This is a genomic window from Tumebacillus avium, from assembly GCF_002162355.1.
Lineage (GTDB): Bacteria > Bacillota > Bacilli > Tumebacillales > Tumebacillaceae > Tumebacillus_A > Tumebacillus_A avium.
This window is the reverse complement of record NZ_CP021434.1, coordinates 2228005-2248195: the sequence shown is the minus strand read 5'-3', so window position 1 is coordinate 2248195 and position 20191 is coordinate 2228005. Positions and strand designations below refer to the sequence as shown.

Annotated in this window: 23 protein-coding genes; 11 read left to right on the top strand and 12 right to left on the bottom strand. The window is 55.3% G+C overall.

All coding sequences use genetic code 11. The features are described 5' to 3' along the window. Positions 1 to 74: 74 nt before the first annotated feature. From CBW65_RS10810 to CBW65_RS10800, 3 genes are read left to right on the top strand one after another with little or no spacing between them, the layout of a single operon-like run. Positions 75 to 1103, top strand: coding sequence for an ABC transporter permease subunit (locus CBW65_RS10810; protein WP_087456817.1), 1029 nt, complete (start codon positions 75 to 77; stop codon positions 1101 to 1103). Continuing rightward, complete coding sequence (locus CBW65_RS10805) at positions 1104 to 2570, top strand: ABC transporter permease (RefSeq protein WP_087456816.1); 1467 nt, start codon at positions 1104 to 1106, stop codon at positions 2568 to 2570. It begins immediately after the preceding gene. 58 nt (positions 2571 to 2628) lie between these two features. Beyond that, complete coding sequence (locus CBW65_RS10800) at positions 2629 to 3114, top strand: glutathione peroxidase (protein WP_087456815.1); 486 nt, start codon at positions 2629 to 2631, stop codon at positions 3112 to 3114. Between the two features lie 72 nt (positions 3115 to 3186). Here CBW65_RS10800 and CBW65_RS10795 read toward each other — a convergent pair whose 3' ends face one another. Then, the gene (locus CBW65_RS10795) at positions 3187 to 4260 is read right to left on the bottom strand and encodes a hypothetical protein (RefSeq protein ID WP_087456814.1); all 1074 of its coding nucleotides are present in this window, start codon (positions 4258 to 4260) and stop codon (positions 3187 to 3189) included. Positions 4261 to 4428: 168 nt separating this feature from the next. Here CBW65_RS10795 and CBW65_RS10790 point away from each other — a divergent pair, with 168 nt between their 5' ends. The 3 genes from CBW65_RS10790 to CBW65_RS10780 are packed head-to-tail and all read left to right on the top strand — an operon-like array spanning position 4429 to position 7890. Continuing rightward, positions 4429 to 5736, top strand: a complete 1308-nt coding sequence (locus CBW65_RS10790; protein ID WP_157721888.1) for a spore germination protein — start codon at positions 4429 to 4431, stop codon at positions 5734 to 5736. After that, positions 5729 to 6826: a GerAB/ArcD/ProY family transporter gene (locus CBW65_RS10785; protein ID WP_087456812.1), complete on the top strand. Its 1098-nt coding sequence runs from the start codon at positions 5729 to 5731 to the stop codon at positions 6824 to 6826. The genes CBW65_RS10790 and CBW65_RS10785 overlap by 8 nt, the downstream gene beginning before the upstream one ends. Then, on the top strand, positions 6823 to 7890 hold the full coding sequence (locus CBW65_RS10780) for a Ger(x)C family spore germination protein (protein ID WP_087456811.1): 1068 nt from the start codon (positions 6823 to 6825) through the stop codon (positions 7888 to 7890). The genes CBW65_RS10785 and CBW65_RS10780 overlap by 4 nt, the downstream gene beginning before the upstream one ends. A gap of 16 nt (positions 7891 to 7906) precedes the next feature. Here the strand turns inward: CBW65_RS10780 and CBW65_RS10775 are convergent, their stop codons facing one another. Continuing rightward, a complete protein-coding gene (locus CBW65_RS10775) occupies positions 7907 to 8446 on the bottom strand; it encodes a GerMN domain-containing protein (RefSeq protein ID WP_087456810.1) in 540 nt (179 codons plus the stop codon). A gap of 14 nt (positions 8447 to 8460) precedes the next feature. Next, positions 8461 to 9327: a GNAT family N-acetyltransferase gene (locus CBW65_RS10770; RefSeq protein ID WP_087456809.1), complete on the bottom strand. Its 867-nt coding sequence runs from the start codon at positions 9325 to 9327 to the stop codon at positions 8461 to 8463. Positions 9328 to 9489: 162 nt separating this feature from the next. On the opposite strand from CBW65_RS10770, the gene CBW65_RS10765 reads away from it, so the two are divergent. Further along, on the top strand, positions 9490 to 10080 hold the full coding sequence (locus tag CBW65_RS10765; protein ID WP_087456808.1) for a winged helix-turn-helix domain-containing protein: 591 nt from the start codon (positions 9490 to 9492) through the stop codon (positions 10078 to 10080). A gap of 28 nt (positions 10081 to 10108) precedes the next feature. Next, positions 10109 to 11359, top strand: a complete 1251-nt coding sequence (locus CBW65_RS10760; RefSeq protein ID WP_087456807.1) for an MFS transporter — start codon at positions 10109 to 10111, stop codon at positions 11357 to 11359. Between the two features lie 58 nt (positions 11360 to 11417). Here CBW65_RS10760 and CBW65_RS10755 read toward each other — a convergent pair whose 3' ends face one another. Beyond that, positions 11418 to 12227, bottom strand: coding sequence for a histidinol-phosphatase HisJ family protein (locus CBW65_RS10755; RefSeq protein ID WP_087456806.1), 810 nt, complete (start codon positions 12225 to 12227; stop codon positions 11418 to 11420). A 178-nt stretch (positions 12228 to 12405) separates the two neighbouring features. On the opposite strand from CBW65_RS10755, the gene CBW65_RS10750 reads away from it, so the two are divergent. Continuing rightward, complete coding sequence (locus tag CBW65_RS10750) at positions 12406 to 12690, top strand: SAV0927 family protein (RefSeq protein WP_232463530.1); 285 nt, start codon at positions 12406 to 12408, stop codon at positions 12688 to 12690. Positions 12691 to 12743: 53 nt separating this feature from the next. On the opposite strand, the gene CBW65_RS10745 is transcribed toward CBW65_RS10750, so the two are convergent. Continuing rightward, entirely contained in the window at positions 12744 to 13205 is a 462-nt protein-coding gene (locus tag CBW65_RS10745; RefSeq protein WP_087456804.1) for an SMI1/KNR4 family protein, read from the bottom strand. A gap of 29 nt (positions 13206 to 13234) precedes the next feature. Next, positions 13235 to 14041, bottom strand: coding sequence for an HNH endonuclease (locus CBW65_RS25065; RefSeq protein ID WP_087456803.1), 807 nt, complete (start codon positions 14039 to 14041; stop codon positions 13235 to 13237). A 128-nt stretch (positions 14042 to 14169) separates the two neighbouring features. Between CBW65_RS25065 and CBW65_RS10735 the strand changes: the two genes are divergently transcribed. After that, positions 14170 to 15237, top strand: coding sequence for an S-layer homology domain-containing protein (locus CBW65_RS10735; protein WP_087456802.1), 1068 nt, complete (start codon positions 14170 to 14172; stop codon positions 15235 to 15237). A 40-nt stretch (positions 15238 to 15277) separates the two neighbouring features. Here CBW65_RS10735 and CBW65_RS10730 read toward each other — a convergent pair whose 3' ends face one another. Continuing rightward, positions 15278 to 16144 carry an STAS domain-containing protein gene (locus tag CBW65_RS10730; protein ID WP_087456801.1) on the bottom strand — a complete coding sequence of 289 codons (867 nt, stop codon included), beginning with the start codon at positions 16142 to 16144 and terminating at the stop codon, positions 15278 to 15280. Positions 16145 to 16278: 134 nt separating this feature from the next. Between CBW65_RS10730 and CBW65_RS10725 the strand changes: the two genes are divergently transcribed. Beyond that, positions 16279 to 16818 (top strand): hypothetical protein, encoded by a 540-nt coding sequence (locus tag CBW65_RS10725; protein ID WP_087456800.1) that lies wholly within the window; start codon positions 16279 to 16281, stop codon positions 16816 to 16818. A gap of 9 nt (positions 16819 to 16827) precedes the next feature. Here CBW65_RS10725 and hisIE read toward each other — a convergent pair whose 3' ends face one another. Genes hisIE through hisB form a run of 5 tightly spaced genes read right to left on the bottom strand, consistent with a single transcriptional unit; the run spans position 16828 to position 20190 of the window. Continuing rightward, positions 16828 to 17490, bottom strand: coding sequence for a bifunctional phosphoribosyl-AMP cyclohydrolase/phosphoribosyl-ATP diphosphatase HisIE (gene hisIE / locus CBW65_RS10720; protein ID WP_087456799.1), 663 nt, complete (start codon positions 17488 to 17490; stop codon positions 16828 to 16830). After that, complete coding sequence (gene hisF, locus CBW65_RS10715) at positions 17487 to 18248, bottom strand: imidazole glycerol phosphate synthase subunit HisF (RefSeq protein ID WP_087456798.1); 762 nt, start codon at positions 18246 to 18248, stop codon at positions 17487 to 17489. Before hisF ends, hisIE begins: the two co-directional genes overlap by 4 nt. Then, the gene (gene hisA / locus CBW65_RS10710; protein ID WP_087456797.1) at positions 18242 to 18982 is read right to left on the bottom strand and encodes a 1-(5-phosphoribosyl)-5-[(5-phosphoribosylamino)methylideneamino]imidazole-4-carboxamide isomerase; all 741 of its coding nucleotides are present in this window, start codon (positions 18980 to 18982) and stop codon (positions 18242 to 18244) included. Before hisA ends, hisF begins: the two co-directional genes overlap by 7 nt. Next, complete coding sequence (gene hisH, locus CBW65_RS10705) at positions 18979 to 19599, bottom strand: imidazole glycerol phosphate synthase subunit HisH (RefSeq protein WP_087456796.1); 621 nt, start codon at positions 19597 to 19599, stop codon at positions 18979 to 18981. The genes hisA and hisH overlap by 4 nt, the downstream gene beginning before the upstream one ends. Beyond that, positions 19600 to 20190, bottom strand: coding sequence for an imidazoleglycerol-phosphate dehydratase HisB (hisB, locus tag CBW65_RS10700; RefSeq protein WP_087456795.1), 591 nt, complete (start codon positions 20188 to 20190; stop codon positions 19600 to 19602). Position 20191 lies beyond the last annotated feature (1 nt).

The window sequence follows — 20191 nt, the reverse complement described above, 5'->3', positions numbered from 1 at the left end:
TTTCAGACTAATTAAGAAAGGGGGAGGTTGCCATCATTCGTATACTTAAAGGTCTGATCATCGGAATTGCCGTTTTGCTCGGCATTTTGATGCTTGGAAATCTGGACAAAATTTTTGTAAAAGAAGCATCCGACCGCATCTATGTCACCGTGAAGTATGACCGTGACCTGGAAACTATCATGAAAAAATATGAAGATACCTATGTACTAAACGCAGACTCCGGCCTCGTCGAAGTCCCCTACGGACAGACCCGCGAGTACATCAGGCTCTTGAAAAAAGATCCCGAGATCCAGCGCATCGGCCCGATGCCGATCAAGCCAAAGATCGACGTGAAGAACTTCGTGATCGAAATCCGTGACCAGATCACTGGCTACACCCAAGGCGAATACGGCACGATCACCTACCGCAACCGCCCAGACCGGGAATTGCCGATCGACCCGCAGATGGAAAAGATGGTCGCGCGCTCGTTCTCCTATTTGATTCCGGCGCTGCTGACCTCGATCGTCGCCGGGTTTCTGCTGGCCCTGCTTGCCGTCTGGCTGCCGAAAATCGGGTCTGTGCTCGACCGGATCAACCGCCTGCTGCTCGCCATGCCCGATTTTCTGGTCGTCGCCTTGATGCAGATGGGCGCGATTCTGCTAGCGATGGCTCTGCGCAAAAAAGTGTTGACGATCATGCAGTTTGGCAGCGACACACCGTTTTTGATCCCGTTCCTGGCGATCATGCTGCTGCCGACGGCGCTGATGTACGGCGCGTTTCGCATCGCCGTCACCCGCGAGTGGGAGGAAGGCTATATTAAAACCGCGTATGCCAAAGGGATGAGCCGCCCGCACGTGATCATCTGGCACATCATGCGCAACGTCACCGAAGACCTGCTGACCGCGCTGCCCCGCGTCGTGTCGGTGGCGATCACCTCGCTGGTGGTGGCCGAAGTGATGTGCGGCGTGTTTGGGCTCGGCGGCTATGCGATCAACCCTGACCTGCACAAAGTGACGTCGCTGCCTGCGACCTGTGCGATCCTCGCCTGCTTTGGCCTGTTGACGCACGTGCTGGTCGCCGTGCTGCGCCGATTCCTCGTGGTGAAAACCAAGGAGGTGGCGTAGATGGTCAACTTGCAGCAAGCGGCGGCACGAGACCGCTTCCAGTACAAACTCGCGTGGTTCCTCCTGCTCCTGCTGATCTTCGTGACCGTCTTTGGCTCGATGATCGCGCCGCACGGCATCACCGACGATTTTAAAATGACCTATGACTATCAGATCATCGACGGCAAGCGCCAGATGGTCTCCGCGCCGTTCCCGCCGACCGATAAATTTTGGCTCGGCACCGACCACCGCGGCTATGACATGGTGTCCCTGCTGCTCCACGGGGCGAAATATACGATCGGATTTGCTTTGCTGATCACGATGCTGCGCTTCTGCCTGGCTCTCCCCCTCGGGATGTATGCGGGGACGACAGGGCGGGGCATGTCGGCGATCAACTCCTTGCAGATGATGACGACAGCCGTGCCTGCCCTGCTGTTTATCTATCCGATGATGTACAGCTTGAATCAGGTGCTGAAGAAAGGCGATGCCACCCAGATCCTCTTTTTGATGATCATCCTGATCGGGGTGTTCCCGCTGGCGAGGCAGTTCTCGGAGCGCTCGCACTATTACAGCGGCAAACTCTACATCTCCGCCTCCCGCACGATGGGCGCATCCACTTCAAGGGTGGTGTTCCGGCACTTGATGCCGCATTTGCGCCCGGAGATCCTGTTTGCGTTCTTGACCGATTTTGTGCAGGTCTTGTTCCTGATCGGGCAGTTGGCGGTGGTGAACCTCTTCCTCGGCGGCGGCGAGCGAGTCACGATCGACCCGGATGCCATGCCTCCGATCTCGTACCTGATGACGACGAGCGGCGAGTGGGGCGCGCTGATCGCCTACGGGTCGAAAATGATGCGCCAATATCCGTGGATTCTCTGCAGCGCAGCGCTCTTCATGGGGGCGGCGATCCTGATCATCTCCAATTTCTCCGACCAACTGCAGAAGCGTCTCGCCCGCCCGTACATCTATGTGAACAAGAAGACGTACAAGCCGTTGGTCGAGAACAACAAAATGCTCGCTGGGATCGCCGTGACCTGTGTGCTTTGCCTGTCGCTGATCATCTGGCACGAATACGAGCCGCCGCAGATGGCCGGTGAGAACATCACGGCGGACGACATCCAGCGGTACAAAGAGATGAAAGAGCAGAAGTCCTATCTCAACTACTACGCGCCGAAGTTTAAAGATACGGTGGGGCTGTTCATGACCAACCTGACTCAGAACCGCTGGACCTACAGCGCCTCTGCGATCTACAAAGCAGAGGGACAGGAAAACGCGTTCGACACGCCGCCGGCCGAGTACCAAGCCTGGCTTGATGCGCTGGTCAGCAAAAAGTATTACTACCTCGACACAGGCGAAGTCGCACCTGCTGGCAACGGCGAATTTTCCGTCCCGGTGAAAGTCAAACGTGCAGACGGCGGCGAAGAGGAGTGGACGGTGTTCGTGAAAGTGCCCAACTACATCATCCGCATCACAGGCGGTCCCAAGCAGTAGGGGACAGGTTATGGTATAATGTGCCAAGAATATCGTATCCTGAGAGGAGCCTGTGCACATGACCACTTTCCACGACCTGACCGCAACGACCGCTGGCGGCGAGACCCGTTCCCTGTCCGACTACAAAGGCCACGTTCTGCTGATCGTGAACGTCGCTTCCAAATGCGGGTTCACCCCGCAATATGAAGGGCTGGAGAAGCTCTACCAGTCCTACAAAGACCAAGGCCTGCGCATTCTTGCCTTCCCGTCCAACGACTACGGCGCCCAAGAGCCGGGCACGATCGCAGAAGTGCAAGAGTTCTGCAAAGTCAACTACGGCGTGACGTTCGACCTCTTTGACAAAGTCCACGCCAAAGGCGCCGACCAGCACCCGGTCTACCAATTCCTCACCCAAAACGCTGCGGAGACCGGCGACGTGCAATGGAACTTCGAAAAGTTCCTCATCGCCCGCGACGGCCGCGTCATCGGCCGCTTCGGCTCCAGAGTCGCGCCGCTCGACGGTGAGTTGACCAACGCGATCGAGAAGGCGTTGGCGGTGGAATAGACGTTTTCAAACGAAAGACCCTCTGCTTGAATAAGCAGAGGGTCTTTTATATTCTTGAATTAATATGTCCGATCATACTGGCTGCAGCTTGCTTTTTGCGTGAAGACGATCCAAGACTGCCTGATGATCTTCCGTGGTCATACGTGGGTTACGAGTACTAAAATCTGATGAATTCGCCATGATCTGATCAGTCAACAAAACACGATCCGGTTCATTGGCTTGACCATAACTCCCTCGAAAAGAAGATGTTTTTTTCTTCACAGCTTGCTTCACGATCTCCACCCCTTCTGCCATCAAACTTGGATCTTCAAAATCACCGCGAAAGCAGTATGCATTTGGTAACTCAAATATACCTCCATTTTTCTCAACATTCAATCCAATCCTATAATCCTCAACAAATGCCTCCTTTAAAAACCGAAGCTTTGTCTCATCCGGGTAATCCGCAAACTTTGGAATCCTTGCAGACACGTTCTGCGCGTACCCCCTTTCAAGAAACCACCTGTAGAGGGCTGCAAAATCCCGTACCTGTATTCCTTCAGATTCCCATAACCGGTATTGAAGGACGTGACCATACTCATGCATGAGGCTGTTCGCACATCTTTTTGCCGGCAGCAGCGCACTCAAATTTTCTAACAGTTCACTTTGCAGATCAGAGTTCATTTGTGCCCGAAAGGTCATCGCAAGAGCAATTTCCCTGTATTTATTTGATTCAGCTTGAATTCTCATTTCTGTGTCGTCTGGACATAACAAGATCCACTCATCTTGAAATCCATTCGGACCATGACACATCAAGGCGATCCCATCCCCCCGAAACCTGCCCCCATGAAATTGAAACAGCATATTGAATACTTCGGTTTCATAAAGATTCGCACCCCGGCGGACAGCTTCTTTATAACCGCTCTTAACCTCCCAACGAGGCCGATAAAAGCTCGGATACACAACGGTGGTGTTTGCATCAATCAAAAAACTCAGCATAGCAGCATGTTTCCGAATCGTATGCCTGATCAGGTTCGTATACGGTTCGCTTTCGAGTTCAACATCGTAGAGCTGGTTCAGCTCAACACAAAAATCTTCAAATGCAGACTCATCAGGCTCATCTACAAAGTTAGCGCCAAGAAATCGTTCTACTACTAGTTGCGATCTCATTTTGCAGAACACCCTTGTCCTATTTTTCTATCATAATATCTCACTTCAACATTAACTTGATAGTCTATACCATATCAAATCATGTTAAAAATATTTCTCACAGAAGTATACCTCCCTTCTGCATACTGTTGCTTTTTGGAAACAAGCTACAGGAAAGGAGGGAACGAGATGGAGAACTTGGCCGATTATAAAAAAGAGAGCATCCGGCTGTTCGGGGTTGGGGTGGAGCTCATCTACATCGAGACGCTGGTCGATGCCAACAAGACGAAGCAGCAGTTGCTGGCGTGGAGCGAGGAGGCCGTGCTGCCGGATGAAGATGCTTTTGCGGTCGGGAGTCTGCTGCTGGAGCGGATTGACGGACAGCTCGTCAACGGGGAACCGGTCGACCCGCTGCTGGCGGGGCAGGCGTTCCTCTCGTTTCCTGACTGGACGCAACGGGTGCAGTTCACGCCGCAGACCAAACAACTGGACCGCTCGCTCTCCGAATCGCAGACGCAAAGCGTGGTGCGCGGCACCCAAGTGGCGTTTACAGAAGCGCTGGACACCAACATCGGGCTCTTGCGCAAACAGTTGCCCTCCCCGAAACTTGCCTATCGCACGATCACGTTGGGCACGGACACCAAGCGCAAGGCAGGTCTGCTCTATCTGGAAGGGAATGCCGATCCAAAGCTGGTCGCCGATGTCTGGCAAGCGCTCGAACAGCGTAAATCCAAAGACCACCCCACCACCCAGAGCATCTTCCACACCTTGCAGCAAAAGTGGTGGAATCCGTTTCCCACGATCTTCTCCACCGATGTGCCGCAAGAGGCGGCCCGAATGCTCCGCGAAGGGCGCGTGCTGCTGATCGTCGATCAGTTTCCGTCCGCACTGATCACTCCAGGGGTGCTACAAGACGCGTTTTACCTGGCCGAAGACCGCGGGTACCCAAACATCATCACCCACTTCCTGCGCCTGCTGCGCATCCTCGCGATGTTCATCGCCTTGACCGCTCCGGCGCTGTACGTGGGACTGATCGCTGTGAATCCGGAAGTGCTGCGCATCCAATTGGCGCTCTCCATCGCCCAGAGCCGGGAAGGGGTGCCGTACCCCGCGCTGGTCGAAGTGCTGCTGATGCTGCTCGTCATCGAACTGGTGCTGGAAGCGAGCGTGCGCCTGCCGAAAAGCATCGGGCCGACGGTGACGATGGTTGGCGGCATCGTGCTCGGCCAAGCGGTGGTGCAGGCGCATCTGGTCAGCAACCTGCTGATCATCGTCATCTCGGCGATGACGCTGGCCAACTTTTCGATCATCGGTTTCCAAACTTCGCTTGCCGTGCGGATTTTTAAATATGCGCTGCTTGTGATCACCTCGATCTACGGGCTGATCGGCCTGTTCATCGGACTGGTCTGGGTGATCGCGTTTATCAGCGGACTGACGACGTTTGGCGTCCCTTATCTCAGCAGATGGAAAGAACAGCAGGAAGGTTCACATGGATAAACAGAGCAGCCTGACAAATCGGCCCAACCAGATCCACCTGCTCTGTTTCGTGATCCATCTCGGCGGCATTTTCCTGATGTTCCCGGAAGCGATCCTCGTGCTCGGCACCGCCCCTTGGGTTGCTGTGCTGACCGTCAGTTTGATCTATTTCCTGCATCTCTGGCTCTATGTCTCCGGGTTGAAAAAGTTCCCCGGCCAGAATCTGATCGACATCTTTTTGGAAAAAGGAACTTGGGCAGCACGACTCCTGCTCTTGCCCTACGCGCTCTATGTGCTGTTCAGCATCATCATCGTGATCCGCGCCCATGCGGAGATGCTGACCGTCACGATGTTTAAGCAGACTCCGATCTGGGCCTTGTCCCTGATGCTGATCATCGTCCCGATGTATCTCGCCGGCAAAGGCATCGCCACGATCTTGCGCAGCGCGATGCTGTTGTCGGCGATCTGCCTGCCTCTGCTGGCCGGGTCGATTTTGATGACGTATCAAAATCTCGACTATCGCAACCTGTTACCGCTGACCGACTTTTCGTTTTCCTATCTGCATGACGTGCGGTTTTACTCGCTCTTGTTTGTGTTCAGCCCGTTTTTGACGCTCGGGATGCTCAACCGGGAGCGCGCCTTGCTGGCGGGATCGCGCCGGAGGAGGCTCTACTATGGGCTTGGCGTGCTGCTCTGCTTGTGCAGTTTTCTGGCGGTGTACATCCCGATCTTGACGTTTGGACCGGAGATGAGCGTGCGCGTCCAGTTTTCGATGCTGATCGCGATCGATGCGGTCGATATGGAATGGTTTGTTTTTGACCGGATCACCTTGTTTTACGTCTGCGCGGTGCTTGGATTTCTCATTTTGCTGCAAGCGGTGTTCTTTTGGATCGCGACGCAGATCCTCTCCCGGCTGTTTCTGCCCCGGATGAAAAAACACCGCTTGGTCGCAGGCATCGGCGTGCTGCTGTTTATCGTGACCCTGCAGATCCCGTCGTGGGACTGGGTGTTTCGCTTGCTGCTGTGGGATACGCCGCTGCGCTTGTACTGCATGCTCGGCATTCCGCTGCTGGTCAAAGTCTGGTCGCTGCGCCAAGGAGGGTCCGCATGAAAAAACGGCTGAAAGGCTATGCCCTGCTCCTCTGCTGCCTGCCCTTGCTCAGCGGCTGCTGGGATGTCAAAGACATCAATCACCGCGCCTTGCCCGCCGCCATGGCGGTCGACATCGGCAAGCAGGGCGGCTACATCGTCTGGCTGAAAATCCCCAAGATCGGCGGCGGACAAAACGAGTACATCATCGCCAAAGGGCATCATGTGTCGATCTCCAAAGCGATCGATTTTATCTCGACCAACCTCGACCGCACCATCGATCTGCTGCATGTCAAAATGATCTTCTTGTCCGAAAAACTGGCGAAGAGCGACACCTCGGAAGTGATCGATTATGCCCTGCGCACCCGTGAGATCGGCAATAAGACCAAGCTGGCTGTGGTGCAGGGCGATATGAATACTTTTTTCGAGTCTTCAAAAAAAAGCGTCGCCGGCAGCACTGGCACGTCGTATGACAACTTCTTCAGCCCCGAGTCGGGCTGGACCCCGGAAGTCGTTCGCACCTCGCTGTGGGAAGCGTATCGCGGCAAACATTCGCTAACGGAAGATTGCCTGATGCCCGTCGTCAAAAAGGGGACAACCACGATGCTTGCTGTCAACGGTGCCGCCTTGATGAAAGACGGGAAAAAAGTCGGCCAGCTCGACCTGAATGAATCGCTGGTCTACAACGTCTTCCACGGCGAATTCCGCGGCGGCATCGTGCAAACCCTGCACCACGGCGCGATCCGCCTGCTCGAAGCGGAAGTCAACAACCGGACGGAACTGCAAGGTGCGCGGCCGATGCTGCATACGAAATTCAAGCTCACCGTCACGATTCTGGAACGCAAAAGCCATGTGTCCGATGACGTATTGATCGATGACATCCGGCTAATCTTCAAAGAACGCTACCTGCACACCCTCCACAAGTCCCAAGCCGCAAAGTCCGATGTGCTGGGCACCGGCCAATTTTTCCGCCACCACTATTCCAATGCCGAGCTCGCCCATTGGAAAAACGAGCAGTTCCAACAGTTGCAAGCTGACGTCGACGTCGATGTGATCATCCGCAACCACGGGATGCTGAGGAAATAAAAAAGACCCGTAAGGGTCAAAGTTCAGACGACAGGAACGGCTCCCAACAAATTTCATTCTTGTTACACTCCAACTGACTAAGTGTCTTGACCGTTGCTCCATTGATCTGATAGGTAATCGAGATATCGTTGCTTGCGGCAATCTCAGCAAAATTCTGCAGCATGGTATAGTTTATGGATTTCACAAAGTACCCTTCATTCTGGCCAAGGAACTTCACAGCACCATTAAAATTGAGGGTCAAGTTTTCGCCATGCAATTCAGCGCTGAGCAGTGAAACATCCTCAGGGACCACCGGTTCCAACTCTGAGCCTTCCGTTTTCTGCTTGAGGAGGTCCACAAGAAACTTCGCCTTCTCGTTCACTTCCAGCGGAGCCGCAGCGTGCAAAACTTCTTTATTAAAATCGAACTCCGCATTTCCATGAGCCGTTTTTTTCCACAAAACGATCTGGGATTTCTCATTGCCTGTCACAGCAGGCGATGCGCTGCTTTCTTCCATGCAGCCGGCAAGACTTACCCCCACACCGCAAATCGCAAGAAGAACAAGAAGCTTTTTCATCCAGATCTCCCTTTTTAGTAGTTATTTTTCAACCGATAATACCCAAACGCCGTTGTCAGCTCAAAACCAACCGACTGGTACAGCCCAAGCGCATTCTTATTCTCCGTCGCCACTTCCAGTGCGAGACGGGTGCGGCCCTCCGCTTGCATCTTTTTGACCAGCGTCCAGAGGATGTAGCGGCCATAGCCTTTGCCCCGGTACTCCGGTTCAACAACGAAGCCGTAGTAGAACGCGGTGCCCGCTTCGCCGAGGCCGATCGAGATGGCGGCGATGTTTTCGCCATCCACTTTGCCGATGTAGACTTGCTTGTTCGGGTTGTTGAAGTCGCGGGACATGTTGCCCTTCATCTCATCCGCCGGGAGTCCGAAGCCGGTCGCCATCAGTTGGCCGATGAATGCGGCATCCTCTTCGGTCGCGGCGCGGACGAGCTCCACTTCGCCGCCTTGCGGGGCTTTGCCTTCATTTTTCAAGTCCATGCCGTATTCGGTGAACTCATACTCTGCACCGATCTTCTTGGCAAACGCCTGCCCTGCCCTCGCATCATCTTCCACGATGAACAGCATCGAAGCGATCCCGCGCGACACGCTTTCTGCCTTTGCCGCTTCGTACAGCCGGGTGAAGACACCTTGGCGACGATGCTCCGGGTGTACCATGCCGCTGATCTCGATCTCTTTGTTGTTAAAGCCATACATGCCGAGGAACCCGATCAGTTTCCCGTCCTGATAGCATAGGAAGTCGTTCGTGACATCATCTCTGCGGTTTTTCAGCATGTCCATATTCAGTTTTAGCGCCAGGCCGTCGTACTCTTTGACCAGTTCGGCAAGGGCGGTAACGTCTTCGATCTCTATAGCGTTCATTTGCTTGCGTGTTTCAATCGTCATGGTGTATGTGGTTTCCCCTTTTTTCCAGTGATAGCTACAGTATACAGAAGATTGACATTCTTTTGCAGAGGGAGATATACTGAAAATAGACGATCAAGAAAATTTGATCGAGCGGAAAAATCGGATCAAGCAGTTATTACTGATCATATGCTGAGGTGAACGATGAACCAGGATTCCGTCTATGAAGTGACCTCGCTGGAACAGATGAAGGCGCTGTCGAACAAATTGCGCGTGCAGATCCTCAACCAATTTGACGACGAACCGCGCACCTCCAAACAGTTGGCCGACCTGCTCGGTCTGCCCGCCTCCAAAGTGCATTACCATGTGCGGGAACTGCATCGTACCGGTCTGCTTTTGCTGGTCGAGACGCGGGAAAAAGGCGGCGTCATCGAAAAATACTACCTGCCCGTGGCGAAGCAGATCCGCATCGCCTTGCAGGAGTCGGACGCCTTCAACAACGAAGAGCGCACCGTTCGCTATGAGATGGGCCGGGCGTTTGTCGACGAGTATTTGAACGCCTACCAAAAGTCGCTCCAACTGATCGACCAGCTCCACACCGCAGGCCAGCCGACCGAAGGGCGGGGCCCTGTCACTTCGATGGGCTGGCTCTACCTGACCGACGAGCAGCAGCAGGAAGTGCGGAAGGAGCTCAAAGAGCTGTTGCAAACCTGGGAGCAGCGCTACAGCCAGCAAGAGAAGACCGACGAGACCCGCGCGTGGCGGGCATTCCTCTCGCTGTTTCCCGAACTGTAAGGCATCCGAACCTAAAGGAGAGAGTTGCATGCTGGCATTTCTCAAAGGCAACCCAAGATACTTTTTTTACTGGATCGCCACCTGGCTGTCCGAGTTTGGCGACTGGATGCGCAACATGGCCCTGCTCTACATCGTGATGGACCTGTCGAACAACTCGCCGTTTGCCGTGTCCTCGATCTTGTTTGCGGAGTTTGCGCCGATCTTCTTGTTTGGCTTTTTCGTTGGCGTGTTCGCCGACCGCTGGGACCGCAAGAAAACGATGCTGGGAGCGATCGCCTTCCGGGTGCTGATCATGCTGATGTTTGTGGCCGCGATCCTGTCCGGGTCGTTGTGGCTGATCTACCTCGGGGCGTTCCTCTCCACAGTCGGCTCTTTGTTCTACAAAGGTTCAGCCGCCGCATTCGTCATGCAATTCGTACCGCAACAAGACTTGAAAACGGCGATCTCCTTGCGGCAGGTCACCAACTCGACGATGATGCTGATCGGCCCCGCCGTCGGCACGCTGGTATACATGACGTGGGGCGGCGCGTGGGCGCTCGGTATGACCGCGCTGTTGATGGCCGGGTCGTTCCTGCTGATCTTTGCGGTGAAAGTTCCGCCAAGCGCCGCTGCGCCGGCAAAAGACTCGAAAGGCAAGATCAAAGGGATCTTGCGCGACATGCGCGACGGATTTGCCTACTCGTGGAAAAATGCGGCGGTGCGGCCGATTTTGTTCACGCAGGTGTTTATCGGGTTTGGCTCCGGGCTGATCAACGTGGTGGAGATCTTCATCGTCACAGACTACCTCGGACTGCCAAAAGAAAATCTCTCCTGGCTGGTCACCTTACAAGGCGGCTCGATGCTGGCCGGAGCGCTGCTCGTGCAGCGGATGAAACTGGCGCCGGAGCGAATGCTCGGCTACGGGTTGCTGCTGATGGGCGTTGGTCTGGCCGGACTGGTCGCTTATCCGGCCCTGTGGGTGACGATGGCGGCGATCGTCGTCTTCTCGTTAGGCAACTCGATGCTGAACATCGGCCTTGGGACGACGCTGCAGACCTATGTGTCGTTTGAGTACCAAGGTCGCATCGGGACAACGGTGATGACCTTGTTCAACGGGTTTATGGTCATCGCGATGCTGACCGGCGGCACGTTGCAAGCTGTCTTTTCCATCGTGCCGGTGGTGCTTGCGTCGGGTATTTCCGTCGTGATCGGCGGGCTGGTCTGCTTCTACATGTACCACCTCGCGCACAAAGCGGGAATGAAGCCGGTGCAGCCTCCCACCCAGCAGGCGCAGGCGTAAGAATATACGACAAAAAGACCTCGGAGCTGATCGCAGCTGCCGGGGTCTTTTTTTCGTATCAGGTTAAAGCGATCTCATACCGCTTGCGGGCGGTGAAACCGTGAATGTGCGTGTAGCCAACTTCGCGCAGCAGGTCATAGACGGTGTCCAGCCCTTCCGCGACAAATTTCGGCTGGTGCGCATCGGAACCGACGGTGAGCGGAATGTCGTGGCTGTTCATCATCTCCAGCAAGCGGCGGCTTGGGAACTGCTCCGCGCACGGATAGCGCAGGCCGGACGCGTTCACTTCCACGCAGACGCCTGCGTCGCGCACAAGCAGGACGGTCTCTTCCAGCAGATGTTCGTACAAGGCGGTCGGGACGTGTCCAAACCGCTTGATCACATCGAGATGCCCCAGCGTGTCAAACAGCCCGCTTTGCGCGGCCAGCCGCACTTGCCGAAAATACTCCGTGCAGACTTCACCGGCATCGCGCGTGTCCCAGCCGGCCAGTTCGGCGCTGTTCGTGATGTCCCAGCCGCTCAGGAAATGCACCGAGCCGATCACATAGTCGAACGGGTATTGAGCGAGCAAGTCGCGCACCGTCTCGCCGTACCCTTCGATCCAGTCCGCTTCGAGCCCAACTTTGACGTCAATCTGTCCCGCGTATTTTGCCTGCAGCGCCAGAGCTTCTTTTACATAGGCGGGCAGTTCCTCCAGCGGCATTGCCGAGCCCGGGAAAATCTGCTCCGGTGGCAGATGCAGAATCGGCTGGTGATCGCTGAGCCCGAGCTCTTGGACGCCTTTTTCGATGGCAGCCTGAATATACTCTTCCAGATCGCCCACCGCATGACCGCAGCGGACGTGATGTGTATGATAATCGACCAACATAGCCGAGCCCCCTTTTGCACGTTACCATAGTAAAGAGTATAACATAGGGTCAAATGAATTCGTGGGACAATCTATAAAAAATTTGCTAGGACAGACATAATTTATCGAACAATTCCGTAAATTTTAAAATGACATCGACATTTCAATATTGGAAAAGAGGTGGATGCTCGTGCCGCGTATGATCAGCCACGAAAGTTACGAAGAATCCAGATCCCGTTTCGTCACTCTGCTCACTGAGAACTCGCAATATGATTTGGTGGTCAACTACTCATCTCATTTTCTTGGCAAAGCGCTCATTTTGCACATCCAAACCAATCTGTTCGGCATTTTTGACATTCATGACGTCCGCGACCACACGATGTTCGCGGCAAAGCTTGGCATCTTAAATCTCGAAGACGCGGAACGCGTGAGTGACTACCTCGAAGATGTAATGCCGATGATCTACACCTCGACCGAGTACTAAGCATTCGACACTGCCAAACGCACAAGAAGAGGAGATGAGATCTCCTCTTCTTTTTAATGCCCATATTGTGTTTCGTACAGCTTGTGCAGCAGTTCGGTAAATGTGTCACAGACCGGGTACAGCCCTTTTTCTGCATCCAAAAATGCAACTTCGTGATCCCAATACACGATCGTTGGATTGTCCTTGTCCCGGCGATAATCAAAACACAATAAGTTGCCGCCTGGATCATCTGCAAACGGATATACATGGTCGGCCAGACGGTCGAGTACGTTGTTGTAGACGTTTGGTAGGTACAAGCTGCTTTCTGGATTGAAACTTAGCATGAAGCCAAATACTTTGCCAATGTGTTGGCCGAAGTCAAAAACGTCCTTTTCAGGATGCCCGCCGTGGTTCACAAGGGCGCATTCAATGAAGTCTTTTGGAAATTGAATCTTGAACAACTCTTCTACACGTGCAATGTCCGCATCGGTAACGCGGTCCTCCAGCACGATCCATTCTAAATCGCATTGACTCACGTTCTGCCTCCTCTATTCGTGTTATGTGCCTATCTGTTTTCAGATCCTCCGCCCCAGATTTGTTGCCCACCCGTATGACCGGTACTTTGATGGATCGTTTTGTCTACGAGCTGTAAATTACCCGGATCTTGATGATGGTGCCACGTATAAGTTGGCGGTGTAACGCCTTTTGCCAACAGTTTTTTGTCAGCATCCGTAAATTGAGAAGCCAATTTAGCGTCTTTTTGGATTGCGGCATACAATTGATAATTCGCGTCTCTAAATTGCACGTCATTGGATTTTTTATAAAGTGAGGGATCCAATTTCACATCAAACTTCGATTCAAAGATCGGGAATCCTTTTAGATCAAACGGTACGCCTGTCACCGGGTGTGTGCTGCCAGCAAGTTTGCCGTTGCGGATGATGACTTTTTTGTTTTGGACGATGAAAGCAAGGGTTGCAGTAAGTTCACCTTCAATCAGGCCTTTTTCTTCGGTCGAAGCCTGGTTGTAGTAATTTTTAAGGTCGGTGAACGCCTGCTTGATCTGGTTGACCGTGTTTTTGGTATCTGTTGTAAGGTCCCAGCCCAACACAGCGGTATCAATGGCCGCTTCTACCACTTTGACTCCCATGCCAAACGGGTCCATGGTGTTGCCGGCGAGCTCTGCGAGAGATTTGCCCAAACCCGTGGCCGTGCCAAGAATAAACCCGCGAATATGATCGATTATCTCCTGGTCACCCGGCTGGGGCTTTCTGCCGACCGGCTGTCCCATCGGCTTGGGGGGAATCTCAATTCGGTTAGTGTCCTGATACTTTTTCTCTTCCAGTGCAGCAACCGTCTTTTTGGCGTCTGCCAACGAGGCGCTGGAGGAGAGAATTAATTTCTTGTTAATTCAATATCAAACATACATAATACACGTGTTAAATGTATCTCCTTGGGTATTTTTTCTAATCCTACAGAGAAGAGATTAAAGGAGGGATTCCGGTGCGGAAAAAGAGGACAAGCCTGCTCGCGCTCCTCTGCGCGGGGGCAGTGCTGCTGAGCGGGACGGGGGTGGCGTCGGCCGATGTTGAGCCGGGGTATGTGGATCAGTTTTCCGATCTTGCGCTGAGTCATTATGCGTATGACGAGATGAAAGACTTGCTGTGGCAGAAGACGATCTCCGGGTTTTCCACGTCGGAGATCGGGCATGTGGAGGTGCGGGCGGATCATCCGACGACACGGGCGGAGTTTGTGACGATGCTGGTGCTGGCGATGGGGCTGACCAGCGACGCGGGCGGCAAGAAATTTACGGATGTCAGCCCGACAGACTGGTATTACAACTCTGTGCGCATCGCCACCGCCAAAGGCATCGTCAGCGGCGTCTCGACCACCCGCTTCGCACCAAACGACCCCATCGAACGCGGCGAGATGGCGACGTTGCTCGTCAAGGCGTTTGCGCCGACGGTCGCAGCAACCGGTGCTGCCAGGTCCTATCCTGACATCGCATCCTACTGGGGCAAAGCAAACATCGACACAGTCACCCGCATGGGCCTGATGAGCGGCGACGAAACCGGCAAGTTCCTGCCCGCCGCCCCCGCCTCCCGCGCGCAGGCTGCCACGGTGCTGTACAACGCCTTGCACGCGGAAAAAACGGGCCTGTCTGCCGATCAGGAGATCGTAAGCGTCGCTTCCTCTTATTACAGCCAATACATGGAGCTGATCAACACAGGGCAGTTGAGCGGGCTGAACGCGATCCACAGCACCTATACCAGCGGACGGTTTCGCGACAAATGGGATGGCACGACCCAATACCTGCTCGGCTGGCAAGCGAAAGGCTACAACGTAAGCATTGCCCAGTACGGCACCGAACCCACCACGTTTACCTTGATCAACAAAACCTATCGGCTCGCGCAAATCCGCGTGACCCGCGGCACCTCCGTCATCAGATGGAGCCACCCGGAGACCGGGCACGAAGGCGCCGACTTCCGCATGCTGTCCGGACTGCTGTATCTCAAACGCTCGCCCGGCGTGTCGCCGTGGAAGATCTACCGCATAGATATCACGCCATAAAAAACAAGGCAAGCGCCTCGATTGGCGCTTGCCTTTTTGTTTACCAGGCGGAAATCCCGGTCGCTTCTTCCTGCTTGCGATGCTCCTCGATCCGGCGCAGCGCCTGACGCAGGCTCGCCATCGTCTCCAGCTTGTCGGTCATCGTCACGCCGAGCTGGACGATCGTCTGCGCCACTTCCGGCTGGATGCCGGTGATGATCGAAGTGGTGCCCATCAGCTTCAGAGCTTTGACGATGTCAAACAGGTGATGCGCCACCATCGTGTCGATCACCATCACGCCGGAGACGTCGAGCACCATGTACCGGGCGCGCAGCTCGGTGACGCGGGCCAGCGACCCTTCCATGATCAACTTCGCCCGGTGCGTGTCGATCGCGCCGATCAGCGGAAGAATGCAGGTGTCCTCCGTGACCGGGATGACCGGCACGGCCAGCTCACCGATCAGATTTTGCTGGGATTTGATCACTTCGTCTTTGTATGAGATGTAATAGTAGGAGAAGCGCTCCTGAAACTGGTCGAGCAGGTCAAAAAAGCGCTCTACCATGCTGTCAAATTCTTCATAGTCGAGCACCGCATGATAGGTTTTGAAGTACTGCGTAAAATAGCGCCGCACCGTCTTGCGGTACGCGGTGAAGCTTTCCAGAAAGGCATCGATCGCCTGCTGTTGGCTGGCCCGAAGCGTTCCGACCGTCTGCGCCCAGTTCTCAACCTCGGCGCTCACGTCCTCCGACATGCCGCGAATCAGCATCTCGACCAGCGTCTTGCTGCGCGTCAGCACTTCCTGTCCTGCTGTTGTATGTACTGCCGGATAGGTATTCCCTGCCCGCTTGTTTAACGACGTCAGCCACTCTTCTGCCATCCGATCCGTCTGCTGCATCAAGTATTCGATAAAATTCCGCTGCCATGCCATTGTGGATCGTACCCCTTTCTGCAAATTACCCTCATCTATATGAAAGATTGCCGATCTTCATGCAAGGAGTACTTCTCGATCAGACAAGGGTATTCCTATCACCGCTGCGAAGTAATCACCCGTGGAGGTGTGCCATGCTGACAGTTCGCAGTTATCTCAAACGGCCCCGCAAGGAAATTCAGCAGGAGCTGAATCTGGACAACGATGTGCCAAGCTATCTCATCTATCTGCAGCATCCGGAGATCTGCTACATCCCGATCGAACACGAAGCAGCGCGCCGCCTGATCAAACCGCAGGACAAATTCTTCAGCGGCGCGATCACGTTGCATGACGGAGACGCAATGTTTTTTGGCTTCGAGACGGCCGAATTTGAAATCTGGCGCACGTTTATCACCGCTTTGCTGCAATGGCAAAGCGACGGACAGGCAGAGGTACATTTTACAGACAGCCCCTATCGGATGATATGGACGCCGGTCGGAACGGATCAGATCGAGTTTGTGTTGATGTACCCGAAACGGTATCTGATCCTCAAGCGGTTCCCGTGCTCCGAATTCTTCACCACCGTGGTCGACGGGCTGATCTTCTTTTTTGAAAAAGTGATCGAGTACGGAAACGAAGTGGAGCGGAATCATCGCACCGTGCAATTTTTGCGTGAAATAAGGGAGACCTTGTAGCGGTCTCCCTTATTTGTTCTGGATATCCTTTTTCGAATGCCGCTCCTCCAGCAGCTTCAGCACGTCGTCGAAGGACAGCTTCTGCTCCTGCAAGAGGACGAACAGGTGGTAGATCAAGTCGCCCGCTTCGGCGGTCAGCTCGGGGCGGTCGCCTTTCAAGGCGGCGATGACGACTTCGGTCGACTCTTCGCCGATTTTCTTCAGGATTTTCTCAAGCCCTTTTTCGAACAGGTACGTGGTATAAGCACCGGTCGGGCGCTCGGCGTCGCGGGCGGCGATGGTCGCGAGCAGCTCGTCGAGGATGGCATAGCGGTGTCCCGCGCTGCGCTCGCCCGCCGCATAGCCCGGCACGCTTTCGAAGAAGCAGGTGTAGGAGCCGGTATGGCAGGCCGGGCCGGTCTGCTCCACTTCACAGAGCAGCGTGTCACGGTCGCAGTCGTAGCCGAAGCGCACGACTTGCTGCACGTGGCCCGACGTCGCGCCTTTGTTCCACAGCTCCTGCCGCGAGCGCGACCAGAACCAGGTCTGCCCCGTCTCGACGGTCTTCTCGATCGACTCGCGGTTCATGTAGGCGAGCATCAGCACTTCGCGGCTTTGCACGTCCTGCACGACACACGGGATCAGCCCGGTCGCTTCATCAAATTGCAAACTGTCGATCCACGCCAAACTCATCGTACCGTCACCCCCCGCTCTTTCAGATAATCTTTCACATCTTCCACCGTCAGCTCTTTGAAGTGGAAAATCGACGCCGCCAGCGCCGCATCCGCTTTGCCGTCTGTAAACACATCATAGAAATGGCTCATCTCGCCCGCCCCGCCCGACGCGATCACCGGGATGCGCACCGCTTCCGATACGCGGCGCGTAAACGCGAGGTCAAAGCCGCTTTTCTGCCCGTCCTGATCGAACGAGGTCAGCAAAATTTCGCCTGCGCCGCGCGCTTCCATCTCTTGCGCCCAGGCGATCGCCGACAGCCCGGTCGCCTTTTTCCCGGCGTGGATCATCACTTCCCAGTCCTGTTTTTCCCCGTCCCATTTGCCGTCGATGGAAACGACGATGCACTGCGAGCCAAACTTCTTCGCCGCATCGGTGACGAACTGCGGATTTTTCACAGCGGCGGTGTTGATGCCCACCTTATCCGCGCCCGCCTTGAGCAGTTCGCGGATGTCTTCCACCGTCGAGACCCCGCCGCCGACGGTGAACGGGATGAACACGCCATCGGCGGTGCGGCGCACGATGTCGAGCATCGTGGCACGCCCTTCGTCGGTCGCTGTGATGTCGAGCAGCACCAGTTCATCGGCGCCTTGCTCTTCATAGATCTTGGCCAGCTCCACCGGGTCGCCCGCGTCGCGCTCGTTGGTCAGGAAAGAGACGTTTTTCACGACCCGCCCGTTTTTGATGTCAAAACAAGGGATGATGCGCTTCGTTAACATGAGGGTGTCACCTCGCGAATCGCCGCAGCCAGCTCGATGTTGCCGTTGTAGATCGCTTTGCCGATGATCGAGCCGATCACGCCGCGCCCCTTGTATTTCGCCAGCTCCACCAGGTCGTTCGTCTCTTTGATCCCGCCCGATGCGATCACGCCCAGACCTGTTTTTTCCGCCATCTCGACGATTGCCGGGATGTTCGGCCCGGTCAGCGTCCCGTCGCGGGCGATATCGGTGAAGATCACGCGCGAGGCTCCTGCTCCCTTTAACTCGCGCCCAAGCTCCACCGCCGTCACGTCGGACGTCTCCAACCAACCGTTCACCGCGACCATCCCGTCTTTCGCGTCGATGCCGATCGCGATCTTCTCCCCGTACTCTTGCAGGGCCGCCCGCACAAAATCAGGCTGGTTCACCGCCGCCGTCCCGAGGATCGCCCGTTCCACGCCAAACGAGAACAACGCTTCCAGCGTCTCGCCTGTGCGAATGCCGCCGCCGACTTGCACCGGCAGGCCAAACGCTTTCACGATCTCTTCAATCACCGGGCGGTTCTGCTGCGAACCTTCCTTGGCGCCGTCCAGATCGACCACGTGCAGGAACTGGGCCCCCGCCTCGCGAAAACGCCGCGCCACCGCCGCCGGGTCGCGGTCATAGACGGTCATCTGGTCATAATCCCCTTTGTACAGCCGCACCGCCTGCCCGCCGCGCAGGTCAATTGCAGGGTATAACAAAAATTCGCTCATGACGTTACTCCTTCACGCACCAGTTTTACAAAATTGTTCAACAGTTGCAGCCCGACCCGGCTCGATTTTTCCGGATGGAACTGGATGCCGTACACGTTGCCCTGTCCCACGATGCCCGCCACTTCGCCGTAATAATCGGTCGACGCCAGCAGCACGCTGCGGTCGGCCGGCTCCACGAACAGCGAATGCACCCAATAGACATAATCGCCGTTCTCCACGCCGTCCAAAAGCGGGCTGTCCCCCTGCACGGTCAGATCATTCCATCCGATGTGCGGGATTTTAAAATCGCCCTGAAACTGCTTCACATGCCCCGGAATCAAATTCAGCCCCTGGTGCAGCCCATGCTCTTCACTGCTCGTAAACAGCAACTGCATCCCCAGACAAATGCCCAAAAAAGGTGTTCCTGCCGCGACCACTTCCCGTATCGTTGCTTCCAGACCCTGCTCTTGCAGATTGTCCATCGCATCGCCAAACGCCCCCACGCCCGGCAACACCACGCCATCCGCTTTTTTTACCAGTTCCGGGTCGCCGGTGACGACGACCTCTGCGCCAAGCGAAGCCAGCGCTTTTTCTACAGAACGCAGGTTGCCCATCCCGTAGTCGATCACCGCGATCATCTACAGAACCCCCTTGGTCGAAGGAATCCCCTTCATCTTCGGGTCGATCGCCACCGCTTCGGACAGCGCGCCGCCAAACGCTTTGAAGATCGCTTCGATCATGTGGTGCGTGTTGGTGCCGTAGGGCACGTTGATGTGCAAGGTCACGCCCGCATTGCCTGCAAAGGCGCGGAAAAACTCTTCGACCAGCTCCGTGTTAAACGTGCCGACATACTCTTTCGGAAACTGCGCGTTGAAGACGAGGAACGAGCGCCCCGAAATGTCGAGCGTCACTTGCGCCAACGCTTCGTCCATCGGCGTAAAGCGGTTGCCATAGCGGCGAATCCCCTTTTTGTCGCCGATCGCTTCCCGAAAGGCCTGTCCAAGCGCGATCCCGATGTCCTCGACCGTGTGGTGGTCGTCGATGTCGATATCGCCGTTCGCGTTCACAGACAGGTCAAAGCCGCCGTGCTTCGCGAACAGATCGAGCATATGGCGCAGAAACGGCACGGGAATCGTCAGTTCGCGGCTGCCCTCCCCGTCGAGGTCCAGAGCGAGCTCAATCTGCGTCTCTGTGGTGTCGCGTTTGATCTGTGCAATCCGTTGTCCCATC

What these genes read in the sequence shown, in the direction of transcription:
- CBW65_RS10800 (WP_087456815.1), top strand. Translation starts at nt 2,629, where the DNA reads ATGACCACTTTCCACGACCTGACCGCAACGACCGCTGGCGGCGAGACC.
- CBW65_RS10785 (WP_087456812.1), top strand. Translation starts at nt 5,729, where the DNA reads ATGGATAAACAGAGCAGCCTGACAAATCGGCCCAACCAGATCCACCTG.
- hisB (WP_087456795.1), bottom strand. Translation starts at nt 20,190, where the DNA reads ATGGGACAACGGATTGCACAGATCAAACGCGACACCACAGAGACGCAG.
- CBW65_RS10765 (WP_087456808.1), top strand. Translation starts at nt 9,490, where the DNA reads ATGAACCAGGATTCCGTCTATGAAGTGACCTCGCTGGAACAGATGAAG.
- hisF (WP_087456798.1), bottom strand. Translation starts at nt 18,248, where the DNA reads ATGTTAACGAAGCGCATCATCCCTTGTTTTGACATCAAAAACGGGCGG.
- CBW65_RS10795 (WP_087456814.1), bottom strand. Translation starts at nt 4,260, where the DNA reads ATGAGATCGCAACTAGTAGTAGAACGATTTCTTGGCGCTAACTTTGTA.
- CBW65_RS10760 (WP_087456807.1), top strand. Translation starts at nt 10,109, where the DNA reads ATGCTGGCATTTCTCAAAGGCAACCCAAGATACTTTTTTTACTGGATC.
- CBW65_RS10770 (WP_087456809.1), bottom strand. Translation starts at nt 9,327, where the DNA reads ATGACGATTGAAACACGCAAGCAAATGAACGCTATAGAGATCGAAGAC.
- CBW65_RS10750 (WP_232463530.1), top strand. Translation starts at nt 12,406, where the DNA reads ATGATCAGCCACGAAAGTTACGAAGAATCCAGATCCCGTTTCGTCACT.
- CBW65_RS10725 (WP_087456800.1), top strand. Translation starts at nt 16,279, where the DNA reads ATGCTGACAGTTCGCAGTTATCTCAAACGGCCCCGCAAGGAAATTCAG.
- CBW65_RS10790 (WP_157721888.1), top strand. Translation starts at nt 4,429, where the DNA reads ATGGAGAACTTGGCCGATTATAAAAAAGAGAGCATCCGGCTGTTCGGG.
- hisIE (WP_087456799.1), bottom strand. Translation starts at nt 17,490, where the DNA reads ATGAGTTTGGCGTGGATCGACAGTTTGCAATTTGATGAAGCGACCGGG.
- CBW65_RS10780 (WP_087456811.1), top strand. Translation starts at nt 6,823, where the DNA reads ATGAAAAAACGGCTGAAAGGCTATGCCCTGCTCCTCTGCTGCCTGCCC.
- CBW65_RS10805 (WP_087456816.1), top strand. Translation starts at nt 1,104, where the DNA reads ATGGTCAACTTGCAGCAAGCGGCGGCACGAGACCGCTTCCAGTACAAA.
- hisH (WP_087456796.1), bottom strand. Translation starts at nt 19,599, where the DNA reads ATGATCGCGGTGATCGACTACGGGATGGGCAACCTGCGTTCTGTAGAA.
- CBW65_RS10755 (WP_087456806.1), bottom strand. Translation starts at nt 12,227, where the DNA reads ATGTTGGTCGATTATCATACACATCACGTCCGCTGCGGTCATGCGGTG.
- hisA (WP_087456797.1), bottom strand. Translation starts at nt 18,982, where the DNA reads ATGAGCGAATTTTTGTTATACCCTGCAATTGACCTGCGCGGCGGGCAG.
- CBW65_RS10775 (WP_087456810.1), bottom strand. Translation starts at nt 8,446, where the DNA reads ATGAAAAAGCTTCTTGTTCTTCTTGCGATTTGCGGTGTGGGGGTAAGT.
- CBW65_RS10730 (WP_087456801.1), bottom strand. Translation starts at nt 16,144, where the DNA reads ATGGCATGGCAGCGGAATTTTATCGAATACTTGATGCAGCAGACGGAT.